The organism is Thiohalocapsa sp. ML1, from assembly GCF_001469165.1.
Taxonomy (GTDB): Bacteria; Pseudomonadota; Gammaproteobacteria; order Chromatiales; family Chromatiaceae; genus Thiohalocapsa.
Window position 1 is genome coordinate 39,836 of the sequence record NZ_JABX01000028.1, and the last position, 16,669, is coordinate 56,504.

The window sequence follows — 16,669 nt, forward strand, 5'->3', positions numbered from 1 at the left end:
GCGCGGGGGCGTGGCCGATCTGCCCTCAGGCATCCGGCCCCAGCCCATGCGCCCGCCCGAGCACCGGGAAGAAGCCGTCGCGCGGGTCGCCGGCCGCGTGCTGCCAGGCCTGCTCGACGGCGGTGTCGTCCGGCGGCTGCTCTGCGTGCGCACAGGCGTTGCGGACCTTGAGCAGCGCGAACAGGCCATCGCGCCGGCGGCGCTGTTGGGCGCCGTCCGCGCCGCGCAGCGCCTCCGGCTGCGGCCAGCGCTGGAGCAGCGCGCGCAGGTGCGCGGCCAGGCCGGGCGGCGGGGCGTCCCAGTGCGCGAGCACCCGGTCGTAGAGCTCGACCATGACGCCGAGCACCGGCGGCCGGCGTTTGCCTTGCAGATAGCCGATCAGCGCCGCCTGCTGGGTATCCTGCCGCGGCTCGTCGGCCGCGAGCCGGGACAGCACCGCGGCCGGCTGCTCCCGCAGCGGGTCGATGCAGCGCTCGCGCAGCGCCGTCTCCAGCGCCAGCCCCAGCTCCAGCCCGGCGTAGCGGGCCATGCCCGGGTGTTGCTTCAGGCGGTGCGCGGCGGCGAGCAGGCGCCGCTCCGTCGGCGTCAGCAGCGCGCCCCAGGCGGCGCCCAGGGTGTGCGCCAGCGCGGCCATGCTGTCGGCCAGCGCCGCGGCGTCGAGCCGATGGGTGATGCCCGACAGCGCCCGGCCCAAGGCCTCGGCGATGTCCGCCGCCCGCTGCTCGCGCGCCGTCGCATCGGCATCGGCATCGGCATCGGCGCCCGCGTCGAGCGTGCCGGCGGCGATATCCCGCCACGCATGGATCAGCCCCTCGACGAAGCCGCGCCAGTCCTGCGGCACCAGCGCGATGGCCTCGATGAGCAGCCGGTCTGCGGTGTCCAGGGTGTCGCGCAGCAGATCGGCGCGGGTCTTGGCGTCGTGGGCGTTGACGAGCCGTGGCAGCAGCCGCCGCCACGCCAGCTCCGCCGTCTGCCAGGCGGTGTCCAGCGGCGCGTTCAGGTTCTCGCGCCAGTCCGCCAGCAGCGCCGCCGGCAGATGGGACTCGCCGTCGGGCGGCGCCAGCACCGCGTCCGGGTAGTCGCGGATCAGCCAGCGCTGCCAGCCGAGCGCCGTCGCCAGTAGCCCCTCCAGCGCGTCTGGCAGCTCCGCCGCCGCGACCCGCGGCAGCAGCGCATCCAGATCCCGCGCCAGGCGCAGTTGCAGCAGCGCACCGCCGACGCGGGCCACCGGCTCCGCGCCAACGGCGGGCGGCGTCGTGCCCGCGTGCACCAGCCGCCGGCCCAGCTCCGTCAGCGCCGCCTCCTGCCCCGGCCCGTCGCCGAGCCGCCGGCACAGCTCCGCCTGCACCCGCCAGCCCTCCGGGTCCCGCGGCCGGGCCTGGAGATAGTCCGCGACGATGCGCCGCGCCGCGTCCAGGTCGCCGCGCTGCTCCGCGTCCTGCGCCCGCAGCGCCGCCGCGGTGGCCGTGCCGCCGAACCAGCGCTCGCGGATTTCGGCGAGCCGCGCGAAGGCCCGGCCGTACTCCGCCCGCAGCGCGTCGGCCTGCGGCATGGTCAGCACGTCCGCGACCGCACGGTGCAGCACCTCCATGGCTGCCCGGTGCATGGCCGCCGACGCCGGCGCCGCCCCCGGCATGTCCGGGTCCAGGTGCTCCAGCGCCAGCTCCGGGAGGATCGGGTGCTGGTTGGCGTAGAGCGCGTAGTTCAAGGTTTGGCGGAAGTGTTGTTCGCGCTTGGCGCGCAGCGCGTATCGGCCATTGGCCTCCAAGCGTTGCAGCAGGCTGAGGCTTTGCTCGGCGGCGTCCTCGGCGTCGACGGGGCGGGCCAGCGCGGCCAGGTCGATGGCGAGGTTCATGTAGCCATCAGCCTTGATGTCCGCGGCGGGGTGCCAGGCCAGCGCGAGGGCATCCGGGAGCAGGTCGATGCCGGTCTGGTAGTCGACCAGCGCCCGTTCCAGGCCCTCCGGCGTGCCGTGGGCCTTCAGCGCCGCTCCCCGGTTGATGTGCGCGCCGGCGAGGCCGCGCCGGTAGTCGCGGTTGTCGAGATCGAGGCGGCCGAGTAGCTCGATAGCAGCATCGTAGGCGCGGACGGCCTCGGCGAGGGCGGCCGGGGTGCCGATGGCTTGGAGATCGTTGCCCTTGTTGTAGTGCGCCACTGCGAGGCCGTTGCGGTACTTGGGGATGTCGAGATTGAGGCGGCTGAGAAGCGCAATAGCCGCATCGTGGGCGCGGACGGCGTCGGCGAGTGCGTCCGGGGTGCCGACGGCTTTGAGCGCGTTGCCCTTGCTGTTGTGCGCCCCCGCGAGGTCGTTGCGGTACTCGGGGATATCGAGATCGAGGCGGCTGCTGAGCGCGATGGCCTCCTCATAGGCGCGGATGGCCTCGGCGAGGGCGGTCGCGGTGCCGATGGCTGTGAGCGCGATGCCCTTGCTGTTGTGCGCCCCCGCGAGGTCGTTGCGGTACTCGGGGATATCGAGATCGAGGCGGCTGCTGAGCGCGATGGCCTCCTCATAGGCGCGGATGGCCTCGGCGAGGGCGGTCGCGGTGCCTATGGCTCGGAGCGCGTTGCCCTTGTTGTAGTGCGAGTTGCGCAGCAACGACAGGGCTTGGGCCTCGGCATTCGGCTCGGCGCAGACGGGCGAGAGCAGGCGGATGGCCTCATCGTATTCGGCCATGGCGGCGGCGAGGTCGCCGGGGCGCTTGCTTGCCGCCAGCGCGATTCCCTTATTGACATGACTGCCGGCGAGGTCCGTGAGAAAGGCCGGGTTGTCGAGATGGAGCCGCCGCAGCAGGTCGATGGCGGCGTCGTGGGCCTGGACCGCGGCGGCGATGGCCTGCGGCGTGCCGATGGCCTTAAGCGCAAAGCCCTTGTAGTTGTAGCCCCAGGCGAGGGCGTGGCGGCGCTGCGGCGCGGACAGATCCACGCGGCGCGCGAGCGCGATGCCGGCGTCGGCGGCGCGGATGGCCTCTTGCAGCGAGCGCGGGTCGCCACGCTGGTACGCGGTCCAGGCCGCGGCGAACTGCTTCACGGCCTCTTGCCACAGGCCGTCGTCGCCCCGCGCGGCGCCGGTGTTCAACGGCGTCGAAGGCGCTGAGGTCGGCAGGCCCGAGATCGTGATCGACACCGGCGCGGGTGTCGGGCCTCGTTCTTCGGCCCGGCCTGAGTCCGGCGAGGGTTGGCCGGCATCCCCGCTCGGCGCCGCGCGTTTGCTGATCCGCTCCCGCAACGCCACCGCCCGCGCGAGCCACTCCCGCGCCGCCGGCTCGCCGCCAGGCTTAGCGAGGCCGGCGAGCCCCGGCGAGAAGCCGAAGGTCATGGCGGCGCGGCTCTGGGAACTGTCCGGCGCCGGCAGCCGGGCGCGTGCGAGCGCGGCGGCCTGCTCGCAGGCGGCGAGCGCCGCTTGCAGCCGGGCGGGCTCGGGCGCGGCGGCCAGGGCGGCCTCGGCGCCGGCCAGCAGCGCGGCGCAGCGGGCCTGCCAGTCGTCCGGGCTCGGGTCGGCAGCGGGGGTGTCGGCGTCGGCCATCGGGTGATCCCTGTGCGGCGGCTTCGGCAGAAGCCGTGACCACGCCGATGGTCGCGTTGGCGGCCGGGCTTGTCCAGCATGCGGGGCGGGCGCCGCGTAATCGGGCGCCTCTTTCTGCGCCGTTGTCGGGATCAATCGGCGTCGCTGAACGGGTTCAGCAGCCCGATGCCGCACTGCTCGAAGTCTTTGGTCTTGCGGGTCACCAGGGTGAGCTGGTGGGCCTGGGCGGTGGCGGCGATGAGCATGTCCGCTTGGTGCCGGACGCTGCCGCGGGCGGCGAGGGTGCCGCGCAGCTCGCCGGCGCGCCGCGCGATGGGTGCGGTAACGTCGAGGATCGGGTGGCGCTGGAAGAACGCCTCCACCCAGGTGCGCACGCGCGCGTTGGGGCGCCACGCGAGGCCGAACCAGATTTCATCGACGGTGATGACCGACAGCGCGAGCCGGGTGACGCCGCTCGCCCAGGCGGTGACGCCGGGGTCCGGCTCGCGGCGTACCAGCTCGCTGATGATGTTGGTGTCGACCAGGTAGCCCAACGCCTCAGTCATCCCGGGCTGCGGCGAAGGCGTTGGGCCGTGTCGTGCGCGGCGGCGGCGTCAGCGCGTAGTCTTCTTCTGCCATCAGTTGGCGCAGCTCGGCCATCTCGTCGGCGAGGCTCTGGGCGCTGCGCTGCTCGGACCAGGCCTTGAAGGCCTCGTAGTCGTCCGCGTCGATCACGGCCGCGACCAGGCGCTTGCGGTTGTAGATGAGCTGGGGCTCGGCCACCGCTTGCTTGACCACTTCGGAGAAGCGCTGTTTCGCGTCGGCGATGTTCCAGGGCATAGGACGTACCTAAGGTGACACCGATTGATTGTGCATCCTGCCCAACAATCGGACGGAGCCGGACAACGCGGTTTCCAAGTCCCTTACTGGCACTGGAAATGGCCGGCATCCTGCCGTCGTTGCCCTAGATAGACAGGAGTGCGGTCCATTATAGACAAGTCATCGGCCTCCAGGTTGCGCCGTTCGCATGCCGGATCACCATCCGCGCGCCAGCAGCGGCGCCAGGAAGCGCCCGGTGTCGGACTCGGCTCAGGCAGCGCTGGCCTCCGGCTTGCCGGCGGCAATGATCCGCCCGACCTTAAGTCGCCGCCCTCCGGCCCAAGGATGATGATGTCCACCAGCAGCATCGAATGGTTGAGGGCGGTGGCGTGAGGCGCCAGCGTTAGGTAACCTCAGGGCGCTTGTCAGCGGGCAGGGCAGCCGCTGTCAAGTCGCGCCACGGATGGCATGCGACGACCATGTGCCTTGGCTGCCGTCAGTGCGTGCCCCAAATGCCCCTGGGGGTGAGCAACCGTGGCGCGCCGCCGCTGGGTAGCATGGCCAAGGGTGGTTCGCAGCGCGGCCGAGGTGTCGCTCGGCTCACGGCAGGCGAGCCGGCTCGTCGGCGCCCGCGACCGTCTGGCCTATCGCAACCGGATCGTCATGCCTGGCTGCGGCGTGCTGCGTAAACTGCCCATGATTTCGGCCGGTGAGTGTCAGATTTTTTTACAGTTTGACGCCCGCTGCCGACGCCATCAGCGCACCGGTTCGGTTTTGCCCACGCCCACGGGGCGTTTTGTGAAGCCAAAAATGGCCGCGGAATAAGCCGTTAATCGTAGCGGCTGGATCGGGCTGTCTGATGTTGGCCTGATTCCTGCATGCATCACGGAAACGGTGGTTGCGAAGGCCGCTGGTGTAAAATCCTGGAACAGGGTCCGAACTGCGAGGCGGCATTTCTATGTTCACGTTGACGAAGGAAACCATGTTGAGACGAAGCCCAGCGGCGATCTCCGCGCTCCTCGCGTTGGCCGGGCTGGTCGTCGCCGGCAGCGCGAACGCCTTGGTCTTTACAACCAGCGCCAGCGTGCAGGATTTCCGGTTCGACGCGCAGGACTTGGTGCTTTACACCAACCCGTCGCTCGATCAGATCAAGCTGGAGCTGACACCGAACAACGAGGTGATCCTCACGTCGATTGAGGGTGCCGGCTTCAGCAGGACGGAAGGCGGGACGGTCCTCGGCACACTCAACTTGGGTGGCTCCAAGTCCGGCGAGGATTTCCGGGGCAAATATACGATCTTCGGCAGCCTAACGCCGAGCGAGCAGGCCAGTACCCTGGATCGGATGGAGGGCACCCTGGATGCGATGCAGTCGGCACCGCATGGCCAGTCGCTGGCATTCCTGTTCGTGGATGGCCCGGCGACCGGCATCCTCGGCACGCAATACCAGAGCGTCGGCATCTACACGCATGTTGCCGGTCTGGACGTGGAAGATTGGCTTCGCCAAAGCTCCCTCATCACCGGCTCCAGCGCAAGGCTCATGGATCCGACGGCCTCGGGGCAAGGTCTCGCCAGCGCGTCGAATGTCTCCATCCCGGCGACGCCGCTGCTGCTGCTTGCGGGGCTGCTGGGGCTGCGCGCCTTGCGCGCCGCCGCTCCTAGGCGCTGCTGACCCGCATTCCCGCCGCGCCGGATAAAGCCTTGTCATTTGCTGTCCGGAGCCTGGCCGCTGGCCGGGCGCTCGGCCCGGACGACCCTCTTCCACTTCACCGAATCGCCGCTGCCGCCGCATCACCCCTCGGCGCATTAAGATTCGCCCGCTTCCGGTTGCACCCGGACAGCCGTTCTGCGATAGCCTAGACTGTCTTTATTGACAGTCCATTGCCCACCGATATGCCCGATGCCGCGCCGCCGCGGTACGCGGAGCTGTACTGCCGAACCTGCTTTTCGTTCCTGTCCGCGGCGTCGCGGCCGGCTGAGCTGGTGCGCACGGCCGCTGGGCTCGGCTACAGTGCGCTCGCCATCACGGACGTCTGCTCGCTCGCCGGCGTGGTGCGCGCGCACGAGGAGGCCGAGGCGCAGGGGCTGAAGCTCCTGATCGGCAGCGAGTTGCCCATCGACGCCGGCCCCCGACTCCTCGCGCTGGCGACCGACATGACGGGCTACGCAAGCCTGTCGCGCGTCATCTCCCGCGCCCGGCGCCGCGCGCCGAAGGGCCGCTGGCAACTGCTGCCGGAGGACCTGGACGACGGCCTGCCGGGCTGCCTCGTCATCTGGCTGCCCGATGTGCGCGATCCCGCGGCCGAGGACACCGCGGACGAGTGGGGCCGGCGCCTCGCCGCGCGCTTCGCCGGCCGCTGCTGGATCGGCGTCGCGCTGCATCGTGCCGGCGACGACGCCGCCCGGCTCCGTCGGCTGCGCGCCTTGGGTGCTCGCGTCGGACTGCCGCTGACGGCCGTCGGCGGTGCGCTGATGCACGTGCCGGAGCGCCGCGTGCTGCTGGATGTGATGGCCGCGATCCGCACCGGCACCAGCGTGGCCGATGCCGCCTTCGAGCGCCAGAACCGCGAGCAATACCTGCGCCCGCTGCCGGTGCTCGCGCGCTTCTACCCGCGCGACCTGCTGGAAGAAACGGCCCGCATCGCGGAGCGCTGCGGCTTCAGCCTCAAGTCCATCCGCTACACCTACCCGGAAGAGCTCGTCCCCGCCGGCGCGACGCCGGACAGCCACTTGCGTGCCCTCACCGAGCAGGGCGCAGTGCATCGCTTCCCGGCCGGCCTGCCCGACAAGGTGCGCGGACAGATCGAGCACGAGCTGGCGCTGATCGCGGAGCTGGCCTACGCGCCGTTCTTCCTCACCGTGCACGATATCGTCCGCTTCGCCCGCGGGCAGGGCATCCTGTGCCAGGGGCGCGGCTCGGCGGCGAACTCGGCGGTGTGCTTTTGCTTGGGGATCACGGAGGTGGACCCGGCGCGCATGTCCATGCTGTTCGAGCGCTTCGTCTCCCGCGAGCGCAACGAGCCGCCGGACATCGACGTGGACTTCGAGCACCAGCGCCGCGAGGAGGTCATCCAGTACATCTACGCCAAGTACGGCCGCGACCGCGCCGCGCTGGCGGCCACCGTGATCTCCTACCGGCCGAAGAGCGCCGTGCGCGACGTCGGCAAGGCGCTCGGCTTCTCGGCGGACCAGGTCGATCGGCTCGCGCGCAACATCAACTGGTGGGACGGCCAGCGGGTGCCGCCGGAGCGCCTGCGCGAGGTCGGGCTCGACCCCTTCAACCCGCAGATCCTGACCCTGATGCGGCTGGTGCACGAGCTGATCGGCATGCCGCGGCACCTGTCGCAGCACGTCGGCGGCTTCGTCATCGCCCGCGGGCGCTTGGACGAGCTGGTGCCCATTGAGAACGCCGCCATGGACGGGCGCAGCGTCATCCAGTGGGACAAGGACGACCTGCACGCGCTGGGCCTGCTCAAGGTGGACTGCCTCGCGCTCGGCATGCTGAGCGCGATCCGCCGGGCGCTGGCGCTGGTCAATGCCCATCGCGGCACGGCCATGAGCGTCGCCAACATTCCGCCGGAAGACCCGCAGGTCTACGCCATGATCCAGCGCGCCGAGACCACCGGCGTGTTCCAGATCGAGTCCCGCGCGCAGATGGCCATGCTGCCGCGCCTCAAGCCCGCCTGCTTCTACGACCTGGTCATCGAGGTGGCCATCGTGCGGCCGGGGCCGATCCAGGGCGACATGGTGCACCCCTATCTCCGCCGCCGGCAGGGGCTGGAGCCCGTGACCTATCCGTCCAAAGCCGTGGAGTCCGTGCTCGGGCGCACCCTCGGCGTGCCCATCTTCCAGGAGCAGGTGATCCAGGTGGCCATGGTGGCGGCGGGCTTCGACGCCGGCGAGGCGGACCAGGTGCGCCGCTCCATGGCCGCCTGGCGGCGCCGCGGCGGGCTGGAGCACATCCGCGGGCGGCTCCTCGACGGCATGCGCGCGCGCGGCTACAGCAGCGAGTTCGCCGAGCGCATCTATCAGCAGATCCTCGGCTTCGGCGAATACGGCTTCCCTGAGTCCCATTCCGCGAGCTTCGCGCTCTTGGTCTACGTGTCCGCCTGGCTCAAGCACCACGAGCCGGCCGCCTTCTTCGCCGCGCTCATCAACAGCCAGCCCATGGGCTTCTACGCGCCGGCGCAGCTCATTCGCGAGGCGCGCCGGCAGGGCGTCGAGGTGCGCCCCGTGGACGTGCGCGCGAGCGGCTGGGACTGCACGCTGGAGCCGCGCACGCCCCCGCTCGGTCGATCAAGCGCCGGCCAGCCGGCGCTGCGGCTGGGCTTAAGGCTGGTCAAGGGGCTGTCCGCGGCCGGTGCCGAGCGGCTCGTCGCGACCCGCACGGACCCCGGCTGGCAGACCCTGGACGATCTACGCGAGCGGGCCCGGCTGGACCGGCGCGACCTCAAGGCGCTCGCCGCCGCCGACGCGCTGGCCGGGCTCGCCGGCAATCGGCATCAGGCGAGCTGGCGCGTCGCGCGGCGCGCGGCAAGCCCGGTCTCGGACAGGGCAGGGCGGCGCGCAGCGGCATCGGCGCCGATCCAAGCCAGCCTGCCGCTGCCGCCGCCGGCGGAGCCCGCGCTGCCCCTGCTGCCGGCACCCACGGAGGGCCGCGACATCGTCGCCGACTACGCCAGCATCGGCCTGACGCTCCGCCGCCACCCGCTGGCCCTGCTGCGCGAGCGCCTGAGCGGGCTCGGCCTCGGCAGCGCAAGCGATGTCGAGGCCGCCGCCCCCGGCGCGATGGTCCACACCGCCGGCCTCGTCATCAACCGCCAGCGTCCGGCCGCGGCCAACAACGTCACCTTCGTCACGCTGGAGGACGAGACCGGCCAAGTGAACCTGGTCATCTTCAAGCAGCTCGCCGAGCGCGAGCGCCGCACCCTGCTCGGCGCCCGGCTCATGGGCGTGCAGGGCGAGGTGCAGCGCGAGGCCGGCGTCACGCACCTGATCGCTAAGCGGCTCATGGACCACTCGCACCTGCTCGGCGGGCTCGTCTTCACCTCGCGGGATTTTCACTGAGATCGGTGCTCGGACCGACCGGGGCTCGACACCTTGGGCGGCGCGACGGGCACGTGCTATCTTGCGGTACTACATCCTTGTAGTGATTTGGGCGCTTTGATTGCGAGGAGCGACATGGGGCATCCGGTATCCGTGCGTCTTGAGCGAGACATTCAAACAACGCTGGAAGAGGCCGCCCGCGAGCGGGGTATCGGCCTCTCCACCTACCTGCGGGAGCTGGCCGCGCAGGAAGCGCGCCGCCTCCGCCGCGAGCGCATCCGCGCGCAGAGCCGCGCGGTGGCCGAGTACGTCGCCGCGACGCCGGAGGCGCAGGCCTTCTTCGACGACTGGGGCTTCGACGACTGGGGCACGCCCGCCGCCGACCCTGCGCGGCGATGAGCTTCACCGCCGGCCAGATCGTGCTCGTGGACTGGCGCGACGCCTTGCCGAAAGAGCCCAACAAGCGCCGCCCCGCCGTCGTCGTCGAGGACAAGGATCTGTTCGATGATGCCTATCCGAACCTGATCTTGGTTCCGCTCGCGGACGACCCCGGACTCGCCATCGCCGAGCTGTCGGTCCGCATCGAGCCCACCCCCGAGAACGGCTGCGCCAAGCCCTGCCACGCGCTGGCCCACCACGTGACGACCACATCCAAACGGCGCATCACGGCGACGCCTTCGCGTGTCACCAATGAGCAGATCGCCGAGATCCGCCGCTTGATCGCACTGGCCATTGGCGTCGAGGCCGCGGCGAAGTGATTGCGACACCCATCGCGCCGAGCAGCCCCGGGGGAGCTTCCGATCAGGCTGGCGACACCGCATTACTTGGCCCGGAGGATAAATAGTGGTCTGTCCCCCTTTTTACGTTTTTACGCCGGCGCCGACTGGGAGCGCCGGCTTTCAGCCGGCTTCGCGTGCCGGGGGCTCGATGCCCCCGGCGCGCGATCTGCGGCGCGGGAGCCGGGCGGTTGCCCATGCCGCGCGGCCGGCCGGACGAGCGCGCATGTGCTCTCTGATCGGCCAGGACGCCGCCGACGCGGCATCGAGCCGCGCCGGCGCCGAGCCGGCTGGAAAGCCGGCGACCCCGGTCCGCCGCGCCGGCGGCGAGCCGGCTGGAAAGCCGGCGATCCCAGCGCAGTAGTGTCCGCTGTGCGAACCGCTTGCGTGCGGGAGGCGATGTGGCCGGCACGATGATCGAGGCCGTGGCGAGCGAAGAAGAGCGGTGGCTCAAGCTGTTCGTCGAGGGCGAGTACCTGGACCCCGAGAACCTGCCGCCGTGGATGAATACCCCGGAGATGCGACGCGTCATGAGCACCATGCAAGGCTTTTCCGAGAAAGAGCGCGCCTATCATGCCTCCCAGGCGCGGCAGAATTACCTGCGCCAGCAGAAGACCATTCAGCGCCGGCTCGATGAGCTGAGCGCCATGGCGGCCCGCGAGCGGGCGGACAAAGAGCGCGAGCGGGCGGAAAAAGAACAGGCACGCGCAGCGGAGCAGCGCGAGCGGTCGGAGAAGGAGCGCGAGCGGACAGAGAAGGAGACCGCGCTAGCCGAGATCGAGCGCCTCAAGGCGCGGCTCAAGGGCGCCGCCGATGATTGATTGCAAGACCCCCTTCACTTCTTCACTTCTGTATTTGAAGGTCACAAGTACGAGCAGATCATGAACGGTGACGCGCTCGATCTACCCAACCGTACGGGCTTTCTCGCGGTGTTCGACGCGGAGAGCGGTACGCGCATGGCGCTGGTCAACGTATACGATGTCGCGTTCGATCCGACTACGGAGGCGGATGTGCAGGACGTGTTCTTCGTCCGCATGGAGCTCGACGAGAGCGAACGCGCAATCGTCGTGGAGAACGAGCATGGAGAGGTCTTTCATGTCTCGCTCGACGACCTGACTTCGACTCGGCCGAATAGATTCGAAAGGGCTCAGAGGGCCTCAGGGTCACAGAGGGCGTCTTGCCATACGACGAGGTCAAGGTCGAACTGTCGTGCCGGGCGCCGGCATAGCCATACGGCCAGGGGCATGAGGGCAGGTCTTGCAATCCAGTATCTGGTCATGCAGCGCAGAGATGCGTGATTGCAAGATCTGACTGCTCTCGCTTCTCGCTCCCTGCGCTCCCTGTGTGCCCCTTGCGTCCGGACGACTCATGCGCTAGTTTTCCTGGTTCGAGCTCACCGGTGAGGCAAACCCATGCTGCAAAGTTACACGGCAAAATATACTCGCTGCCGCGGGGGATATATGGGGCAATTGGTGGAGTGGCCAGAAGTCGTTACAGAAGGCGCGGATCTCGACGAATGCAGAGCCATGTTGCGCGATGCGCTCAACGAGATGCTGTTGGCATACCGTGACCTCGGCAAAGAGATTCCGCCTGGGAACGCGCTCCTCGAACAATTGTCCGTGGAGTTAGATCGTGTCGGTGAAACGGCGTGACCTGATTCGGTACTTCGAGGCCAATGGCTTCCAACTTCTCCGCGAAGGCGCCAACCATTCGATCTACACCGACGGAATGAAGGCGATTCCAATAAAGCGACACCGCCAACTTGACCGCATAACAGCAAACGAGCTGTGCAAACAAGCCGGGCTTTCCCCGAAATACTGAGCCGCTCCATTTCTCGAAAAGGAGGCATCAGAGGAGGCGTCCGCGCCCTCGGGGGTCAGGGCTTGCAATCCAGCATCCGGTAACGCAACTCGGAAATGCGTGATTGCAGGAACTGCCCTCGCGCCTATGCTGACCCCGCGCCTTTGCGGCGCGCTCGTCAGCACCGCCGGCCTCGTCATCAACCGCCAGCGCCCGGCCGCGGCCAACAACGTCACCTTCGTCACGCTGGAGGACGAGACCGGCCATGTGCACCTCGTCATCTTCAAGCAGCTCGCGGAGCGCGAGCGCCGCACCCTGCTCGGCGCCCGGCTCATGGGCCGTGCAGCGCGAGGCCGGCGTCACGCACCTGATCGCCAAGCGGCTCATGGACGACTCCCACCTGCTCGGCGGGCTCGTCTTCGCGTCGTAGGGCTTGCACTAGCGTCGGTTGGTGCATACCATTACTCCGCCACGGAAACTGCCGTGGCGCGACATAGCATCGCCGTGAGGGCGGGGGTCACGATGTCAAGCTCCAAGATGCGTCAAGCCGGGCCGGTGTCGGCGCTGTTGCTCGGGCTCGCGGCGGCGCTGCCCGCGGAGGCCGGGTTTTTCGAGGGCTGGGATGATCCGGCGCTCGGGAACAACGGTTTCTACTATTTCAATGAGCTCGCCTCGGACATCGGTGTGCCCATGGAGTGGGTCAGCTCCGGCGGCGACCCCGGCGGCTTTGTTCGGCTCGACCTCGCCAATGGCTCCCAGTGGAGCGCGATCACCTCGATGCGCAACCACTGGGTCGCCTACGCCTACGGCTTCTTTGATGCCGCGCATCCCGTCTACCATCCCGTCGATCTCAGCGTGGATAACCGCCTCACCTTCTCGATGAGCGCCGAAGCGGGCTTCGACCTCGGCGGCGCCCTTGTGACGCTCTGGCTCGGCGAGTGGGTCGACCCCGACGGCGAGACTGGTCCCGCCCCGCCGCAAGTGTCGTTCTTCTATCTCGACATCGGCGTCACGCCCGGCGTCGATGCCTGGGCGGACCTGCTGATCGACATCGACCCCGCCGGCCCCTGGGTCACGCTCACCAACAACCAGCCCAAGACCGCCGCGGACCTGCTGGTGAATCCGCAGCAATGGGGTCTCGGCATCTTCGGCGGCAGCGCGCCGCCGACCGGCGTCCTCGCCCTCGACAACCTGCGGTTCGCGCCGCGGCCGGCGAACGTGCCGCTGCCGGCACCGCTGCCGCTGCTGCTGGCCGGGCTCGGCGGGCTTGTCCTCATCCGGCACGGGGCGGCGGTTCGACGGAGCTAGGCGCGGCCGACGGGCGCGATGTCCGCGGGCATCGCTTCGACAGTCGTCACTTTCAAGCAGCTCGCCGAGCGGGTGCGGCGCACCCTGCTCGGTGCCCGGCTCATGGGCGTGCAGGGCGAGGTCCGGCGCGAGGCCGTCGTTACGTACCTGGTTGCGACAGCCAAGCACCTACCCGACCGTGCCGAGCCGCAGCCGGGCCGGAGAGCCGACCTCCCGGTCGGCTCCGCATTCGCGACATCAATGTATCCCGCTCTATCGCTGTGTTGACCTGGAGGTCAACACTCCAGTCAACACTCCAGTCAACGCTCCAGTCAACGCTCCAGTCAACGCTCCAGTCAACACCCGCCGATACCCGTCAACACGGCGGATGGTCGATCACGACAACGACAACGACAACGACAACGACAACGACAACGACGGAACGTCCACTCGCGACACCACTCCAGCGGTGTCGCGCCTCCAACGGCGCGCTGCGCTCCGATGCCAGCCCGGCTCTGTCGGGTCAGGGTTTTTACCCCTGGCCGGTTGGGGCCGGCACGCAACCTTGCTACTCTGCGCGGACAGAGCACACGCAACAATCCCGCGCACCATGCAGGCCCAGATCGATCTGTCCAACTGCGATCGCGAGCAGGTGCAGTACCCCGGCGCCATTCAGCCGCACGGTGCGCTGCTGGTGCTCGATGCGGCGACGCTTTGCATCCAGCAGGCGAGCGCCAACAGCGCCGACTACCTGGGGCTGCCGCCGGCAGGGCTGCTCGGCCAAGGCATCGAGGGCGCGCTGGGCGCGGCGGTCGCAGCCGACCTGCGGGAGCGGTTGTCCGCAGAGCAGTTGTCCACGAGCTTCACGCGCCTGCTGGCGGTGCAGTCGCCCGGCGGCGGACAGGCCTGCCATGTGTTCGCGAGCCGCACCGACGACGGGCTGGTGCTGCTGGAGCTGGAACGGCTCGACCAGGCCGCCCGCGTCGGCGCGCCGGAGCTCTACCCGGGCGTGCACCTGACGCTGCAGCGGCTGCAGTCGGCACCGACGCTGGCGGCGTTCTTCGACCTTACCGTGGCGGAGATCCGCGCCATCACCGGCTTCGACCGCGTCATGGCCTACCGTTTCGCCGCGGACGGCAGCGGCGAGGTGATCGCGGAGTCGGTGCGCGCGGGCCTGGAAACCTACCTCGGGCTGCACTATCCCGCGGCGGACATCCCCGAGCCCGCCCGGCGCCTGTTCAGCCTGACCTGGCTTCGGCACCTGCCGGACGTCGACTACGCGCCGGTGCCGCTGGTGCCGGAGCGCAATCCGCTCACCGCGGCGCCGGTGGACCTGAGCTGGTCCTTCCTGCGCAGCGTGTCCGAGATGTACACGGGCTATCTGCGCAACATGGGCGTCAAGGCGACCCTGGTGACGACGCTGCTGAAGGACGGCAAGCTCTGGGGGCTGATCTCCTGCATGCACCACGCGGGGCCCAAGTGTCTGCCCTACGAGCCGCGCGTCGCCGTGGAATGCCTCGCGCACATGGTCTCGCTGCTGATGGCCGGGAAGGCCGCGGAGGAGCACGGCGGCTACCGGCTCGCGCTCGGGGCCGCGCGTGCGCGGCTGCTCGATGCGCTGCTCGAGGCCGACGCCCTGCCCGCGGCGCTGATCGAGACGCACGCCGATGCCTTGACCGCGCTCGATGCCGACGGCGTCGCGCTGCTTGCGGACGGCCGCCTCAGCCTGCTCGGCAAGACCCCCGCGCAGGCCGAGGTCAGGGCCCTGGCGGCCTGGCTCGCCGGTCGGAGTGAGCTCACCTTCGTGACCCATGCGCTTGCCGCGGACTACCCGCCGGCGGCGGCCTTTCAGGCCGCGGCGAGCGGGCTCCTCGCGGTGCGCTGGTCGCACGGCGCCCCCGATGGACTGCTGTGGTTCCGGCAGGAATGGCGGCAGGTCGTGCACTGGGCCGGCGATCCGAGCAAGCCGGTCGAGATCGACGCCAGCGGCGCGGAGATCCGCCTGCTGCCGCGGACCTCGTTTGCGCTCTGGCGCGAGGCGGTCGCCGGCGAGTCGCGCCGCTGGCTGGACTGCGAGCTGGAGTACGCCACGGAGCTGCGCCGCGGCATCGCCGAGCTGCTGCTGCGCCATACCGAGCAACTGCGGCGCATGAATCGGGAGCTGGCGGCGAGCAACGAGGAGCTCGACACCTTTGCCTACGCGGCCTCGCATGATCTGAAAGAACCGTTGCGCGGTATCCACACCTCGGTGGAGTTTCTGGAGGAGGACGACGGTGCCCGCTTGTCCACCGAGGGACGGGAGCGCTTGGCGACCATCCTCAGGCTCACGACGCGCATGGACGAGCTGATCGAGTCCCTGCTCCAGTATTCGCGGGTCGGGCGCATCGACCTGCAACTGCAACAGGTGGACCTGAACGAGGTGGTGGCGCAGACGCTCGAGACCTTCGCGCCGCTCGCGGCACGGGGGGCGACGGTCAGGGTGCTGGGCCGGCTCCCGGTGCTCGAGTGCGACCGGGTGCGCGTCGGCGAGATCTTTAGCAACCTGATCTCCAACGCGCTCAAATACAACGACAAGGCCGACAAGCAGATCGAGATCGGCTGCGACGACGGCGCGTCGCCGCCGGTGCTGTTCGTGCGCGACAACGGCATCGGCATCGCCGAGAAACACTATGCGCGCATCTTCCAGATCTTCCGCCGCCTGCACGGGCGCAACGACTTCGGCGGCGGCGCCGGCGCCGGGCTCACCATCGCCAGGAAGGCCATCGAGCGCCACGGCGGGCGCATCTGGGTGGAATCGGTGCCCGGGCAGGGCTCGGTGTTTCGCTTCACGCTCGCGGCAGGACCCCGGTGACGACCATGACCAAGCTGCAAACCGCCGCGCTGCTCATCGTCGAGGACTCCGATGAGGACTACGCGCTCGCCTGTTGGGCCTTGCAGCAGGCGGGCTTCACCGGCGCGGTGCGGCGCGCCGCCAGTGTCGCGGAGGCGCTGGCGCTGCTGTGTCCGGGCTGTGCGCCGGCGCCGGCCGGCCCCGCGCGGCAGGCGCCCGCGGCGTTCGACATCGTGCTGCTTGATCTCAATCTGCCCGACGGCACCGGCATGGATCTGCTGTCGGACCTGCGTGAGGAGTACGCGCAGCGGCTGCCGCTGCCCGTCGTCATCCTCACGACCTCGAACAATCCCCGGGATGTGGCAATCCTGTATCGCCTCGGCGTCTGCGGCTACTTCGTCAAGCCACTCGACCGGCAGGGCTTTGCCGCGCAGATTCGAAGCTTCGTGGACTACTGGTTCAGCGCCGTGACGCTACCGCCGGCGGCGCATCCGCCGGAGACGACCGGGCGGTGAGGCGGGGCGCCCATCACGTCGGCCCGAGCCGGGTGCGGCGCCGGCCGTTGTGCCGGCGCGGCGGGATTCCCGCCCGGCAACAGCGAGCGCGGAGACC

Annotated in this window: 16 protein-coding genes; 13 read left to right on the plus strand and 3 right to left on the minus strand. The window is 69.7% G+C overall.

Features of this window, described 5'->3' with window-relative positions:
* Positions 1-25: 25 nt before the first annotated feature.
* The 3 genes from ML01_RS17230 to ML01_RS17240 form a co-directional block, all read right to left on the minus strand.
* The gene (locus ML01_RS17230) at positions 26-3,523 is read right to left on the minus strand and encodes a hypothetical protein (RefSeq protein WP_058556637.1); all 3,498 of its coding nucleotides are present in this window, start codon (positions 3,521-3,523) and stop codon (positions 26-28) included.
* A 131-nt stretch (positions 3,524-3,654) separates the two neighbouring features.
* Positions 3,655-4,068 (minus strand): type II toxin-antitoxin system VapC family toxin, encoded by a 414-nt coding sequence (locus tag ML01_RS17235; RefSeq protein WP_082674374.1) that lies wholly within the window; start codon positions 4,066-4,068, stop codon positions 3,655-3,657.
* Positions 4,061-4,342 (minus strand): type II toxin-antitoxin system prevent-host-death family antitoxin, encoded by a 282-nt coding sequence (locus ML01_RS17240; protein WP_058556638.1) that lies wholly within the window; start codon positions 4,340-4,342, stop codon positions 4,061-4,063. Before ML01_RS17240 ends, ML01_RS17235 begins: the two co-directional genes overlap by 8 nt.
* Positions 4,343-4,855: 513 nt before the next feature.
* Here ML01_RS17240 and ML01_RS28935 point away from each other — a divergent pair.
* From ML01_RS28935 to ML01_RS17295, 13 genes are all read left to right on the plus strand, one after another.
* The gene (locus ML01_RS28935; RefSeq protein WP_162268040.1) at positions 4,856-5,146 is read left to right on the plus strand and encodes a hypothetical protein; all 291 of its coding nucleotides are present in this window, start codon (positions 4,856-4,858) and stop codon (positions 5,144-5,146) included.
* A gap of 157 nt (positions 5,147-5,303) precedes the next feature.
* Positions 5,304-5,990 (plus strand): hypothetical protein, encoded by a 687-nt coding sequence (locus ML01_RS17245; protein ID WP_156427796.1) that lies wholly within the window; start codon positions 5,304-5,306, stop codon positions 5,988-5,990.
* 221 nt (positions 5,991-6,211) lie between these two features.
* Positions 6,212-9,385, plus strand: coding sequence for an error-prone DNA polymerase (locus tag ML01_RS17250; protein WP_058556640.1), 3,174 nt, complete (start codon positions 6,212-6,214; stop codon positions 9,383-9,385).
* A gap of 114 nt (positions 9,386-9,499) precedes the next feature.
* On the plus strand, positions 9,500-9,763 hold the full coding sequence (locus ML01_RS17255) for a type II toxin-antitoxin system CcdA family antitoxin (protein WP_058556641.1): 264 nt from the start codon (positions 9,500-9,502) through the stop codon (positions 9,761-9,763).
* The gene (locus tag ML01_RS17260; protein WP_058556642.1) at positions 9,760-10,122 is read left to right on the plus strand and encodes a type II toxin-antitoxin system PemK/MazF family toxin; all 363 of its coding nucleotides are present in this window, start codon (positions 9,760-9,762) and stop codon (positions 10,120-10,122) included. Before ML01_RS17255 ends, ML01_RS17260 begins: the two co-directional genes overlap by 4 nt.
* Before the next feature lie 244 nt (positions 10,123-10,366).
* Positions 10,367-10,504, plus strand: coding sequence for a hypothetical protein (locus tag ML01_RS28940; RefSeq protein ID WP_156427797.1), 138 nt, complete (start codon positions 10,367-10,369; stop codon positions 10,502-10,504).
* 37 nt (positions 10,505-10,541) lie between these two features.
* Positions 10,542-10,961 (plus strand): hypothetical protein, encoded by a 420-nt coding sequence (locus tag ML01_RS17265; protein WP_254045292.1) that lies wholly within the window; start codon positions 10,542-10,544, stop codon positions 10,959-10,961.
* Positions 10,962-11,021: 60 nt separating this feature from the next.
* Complete coding sequence (locus ML01_RS17270; protein ID WP_156427798.1) at positions 11,022-11,438, plus strand: hypothetical protein; 417 nt, start codon at positions 11,022-11,024, stop codon at positions 11,436-11,438.
* 114 nt (positions 11,439-11,552) lie between these two features.
* Positions 11,553-11,792, plus strand: a complete 240-nt coding sequence (locus ML01_RS17275; protein WP_058556644.1) for a type II toxin-antitoxin system HicB family antitoxin — start codon at positions 11,553-11,555, stop codon at positions 11,790-11,792.
* On the plus strand, positions 11,779-11,961 hold the full coding sequence (locus tag ML01_RS31410) for a type II toxin-antitoxin system HicA family toxin (protein ID WP_371258220.1): 183 nt from the start codon (positions 11,779-11,781) through the stop codon (positions 11,959-11,961). The genes ML01_RS17275 and ML01_RS31410 overlap by 14 nt, the downstream gene beginning before the upstream one ends.
* Before the next feature lie 516 nt (positions 11,962-12,477).
* Positions 12,478-13,248, plus strand: coding sequence for a hypothetical protein (locus ML01_RS17280; RefSeq protein WP_216819214.1), 771 nt, complete (start codon positions 12,478-12,480; stop codon positions 13,246-13,248).
* Positions 13,249-13,837: 589 nt separating this feature from the next.
* Positions 13,838-16,078, plus strand: a complete 2,241-nt coding sequence (locus ML01_RS17290) for an ATP-binding protein (protein WP_058556647.1) — start codon at positions 13,838-13,840, stop codon at positions 16,076-16,078.
* 5 nt (positions 16,079-16,083) lie between these two features.
* On the plus strand, positions 16,084-16,572 hold the full coding sequence (locus tag ML01_RS17295) for a response regulator (RefSeq protein WP_156427799.1): 489 nt from the start codon (positions 16,084-16,086) through the stop codon (positions 16,570-16,572).
* Positions 16,573-16,669 lie beyond the last annotated feature (97 nt).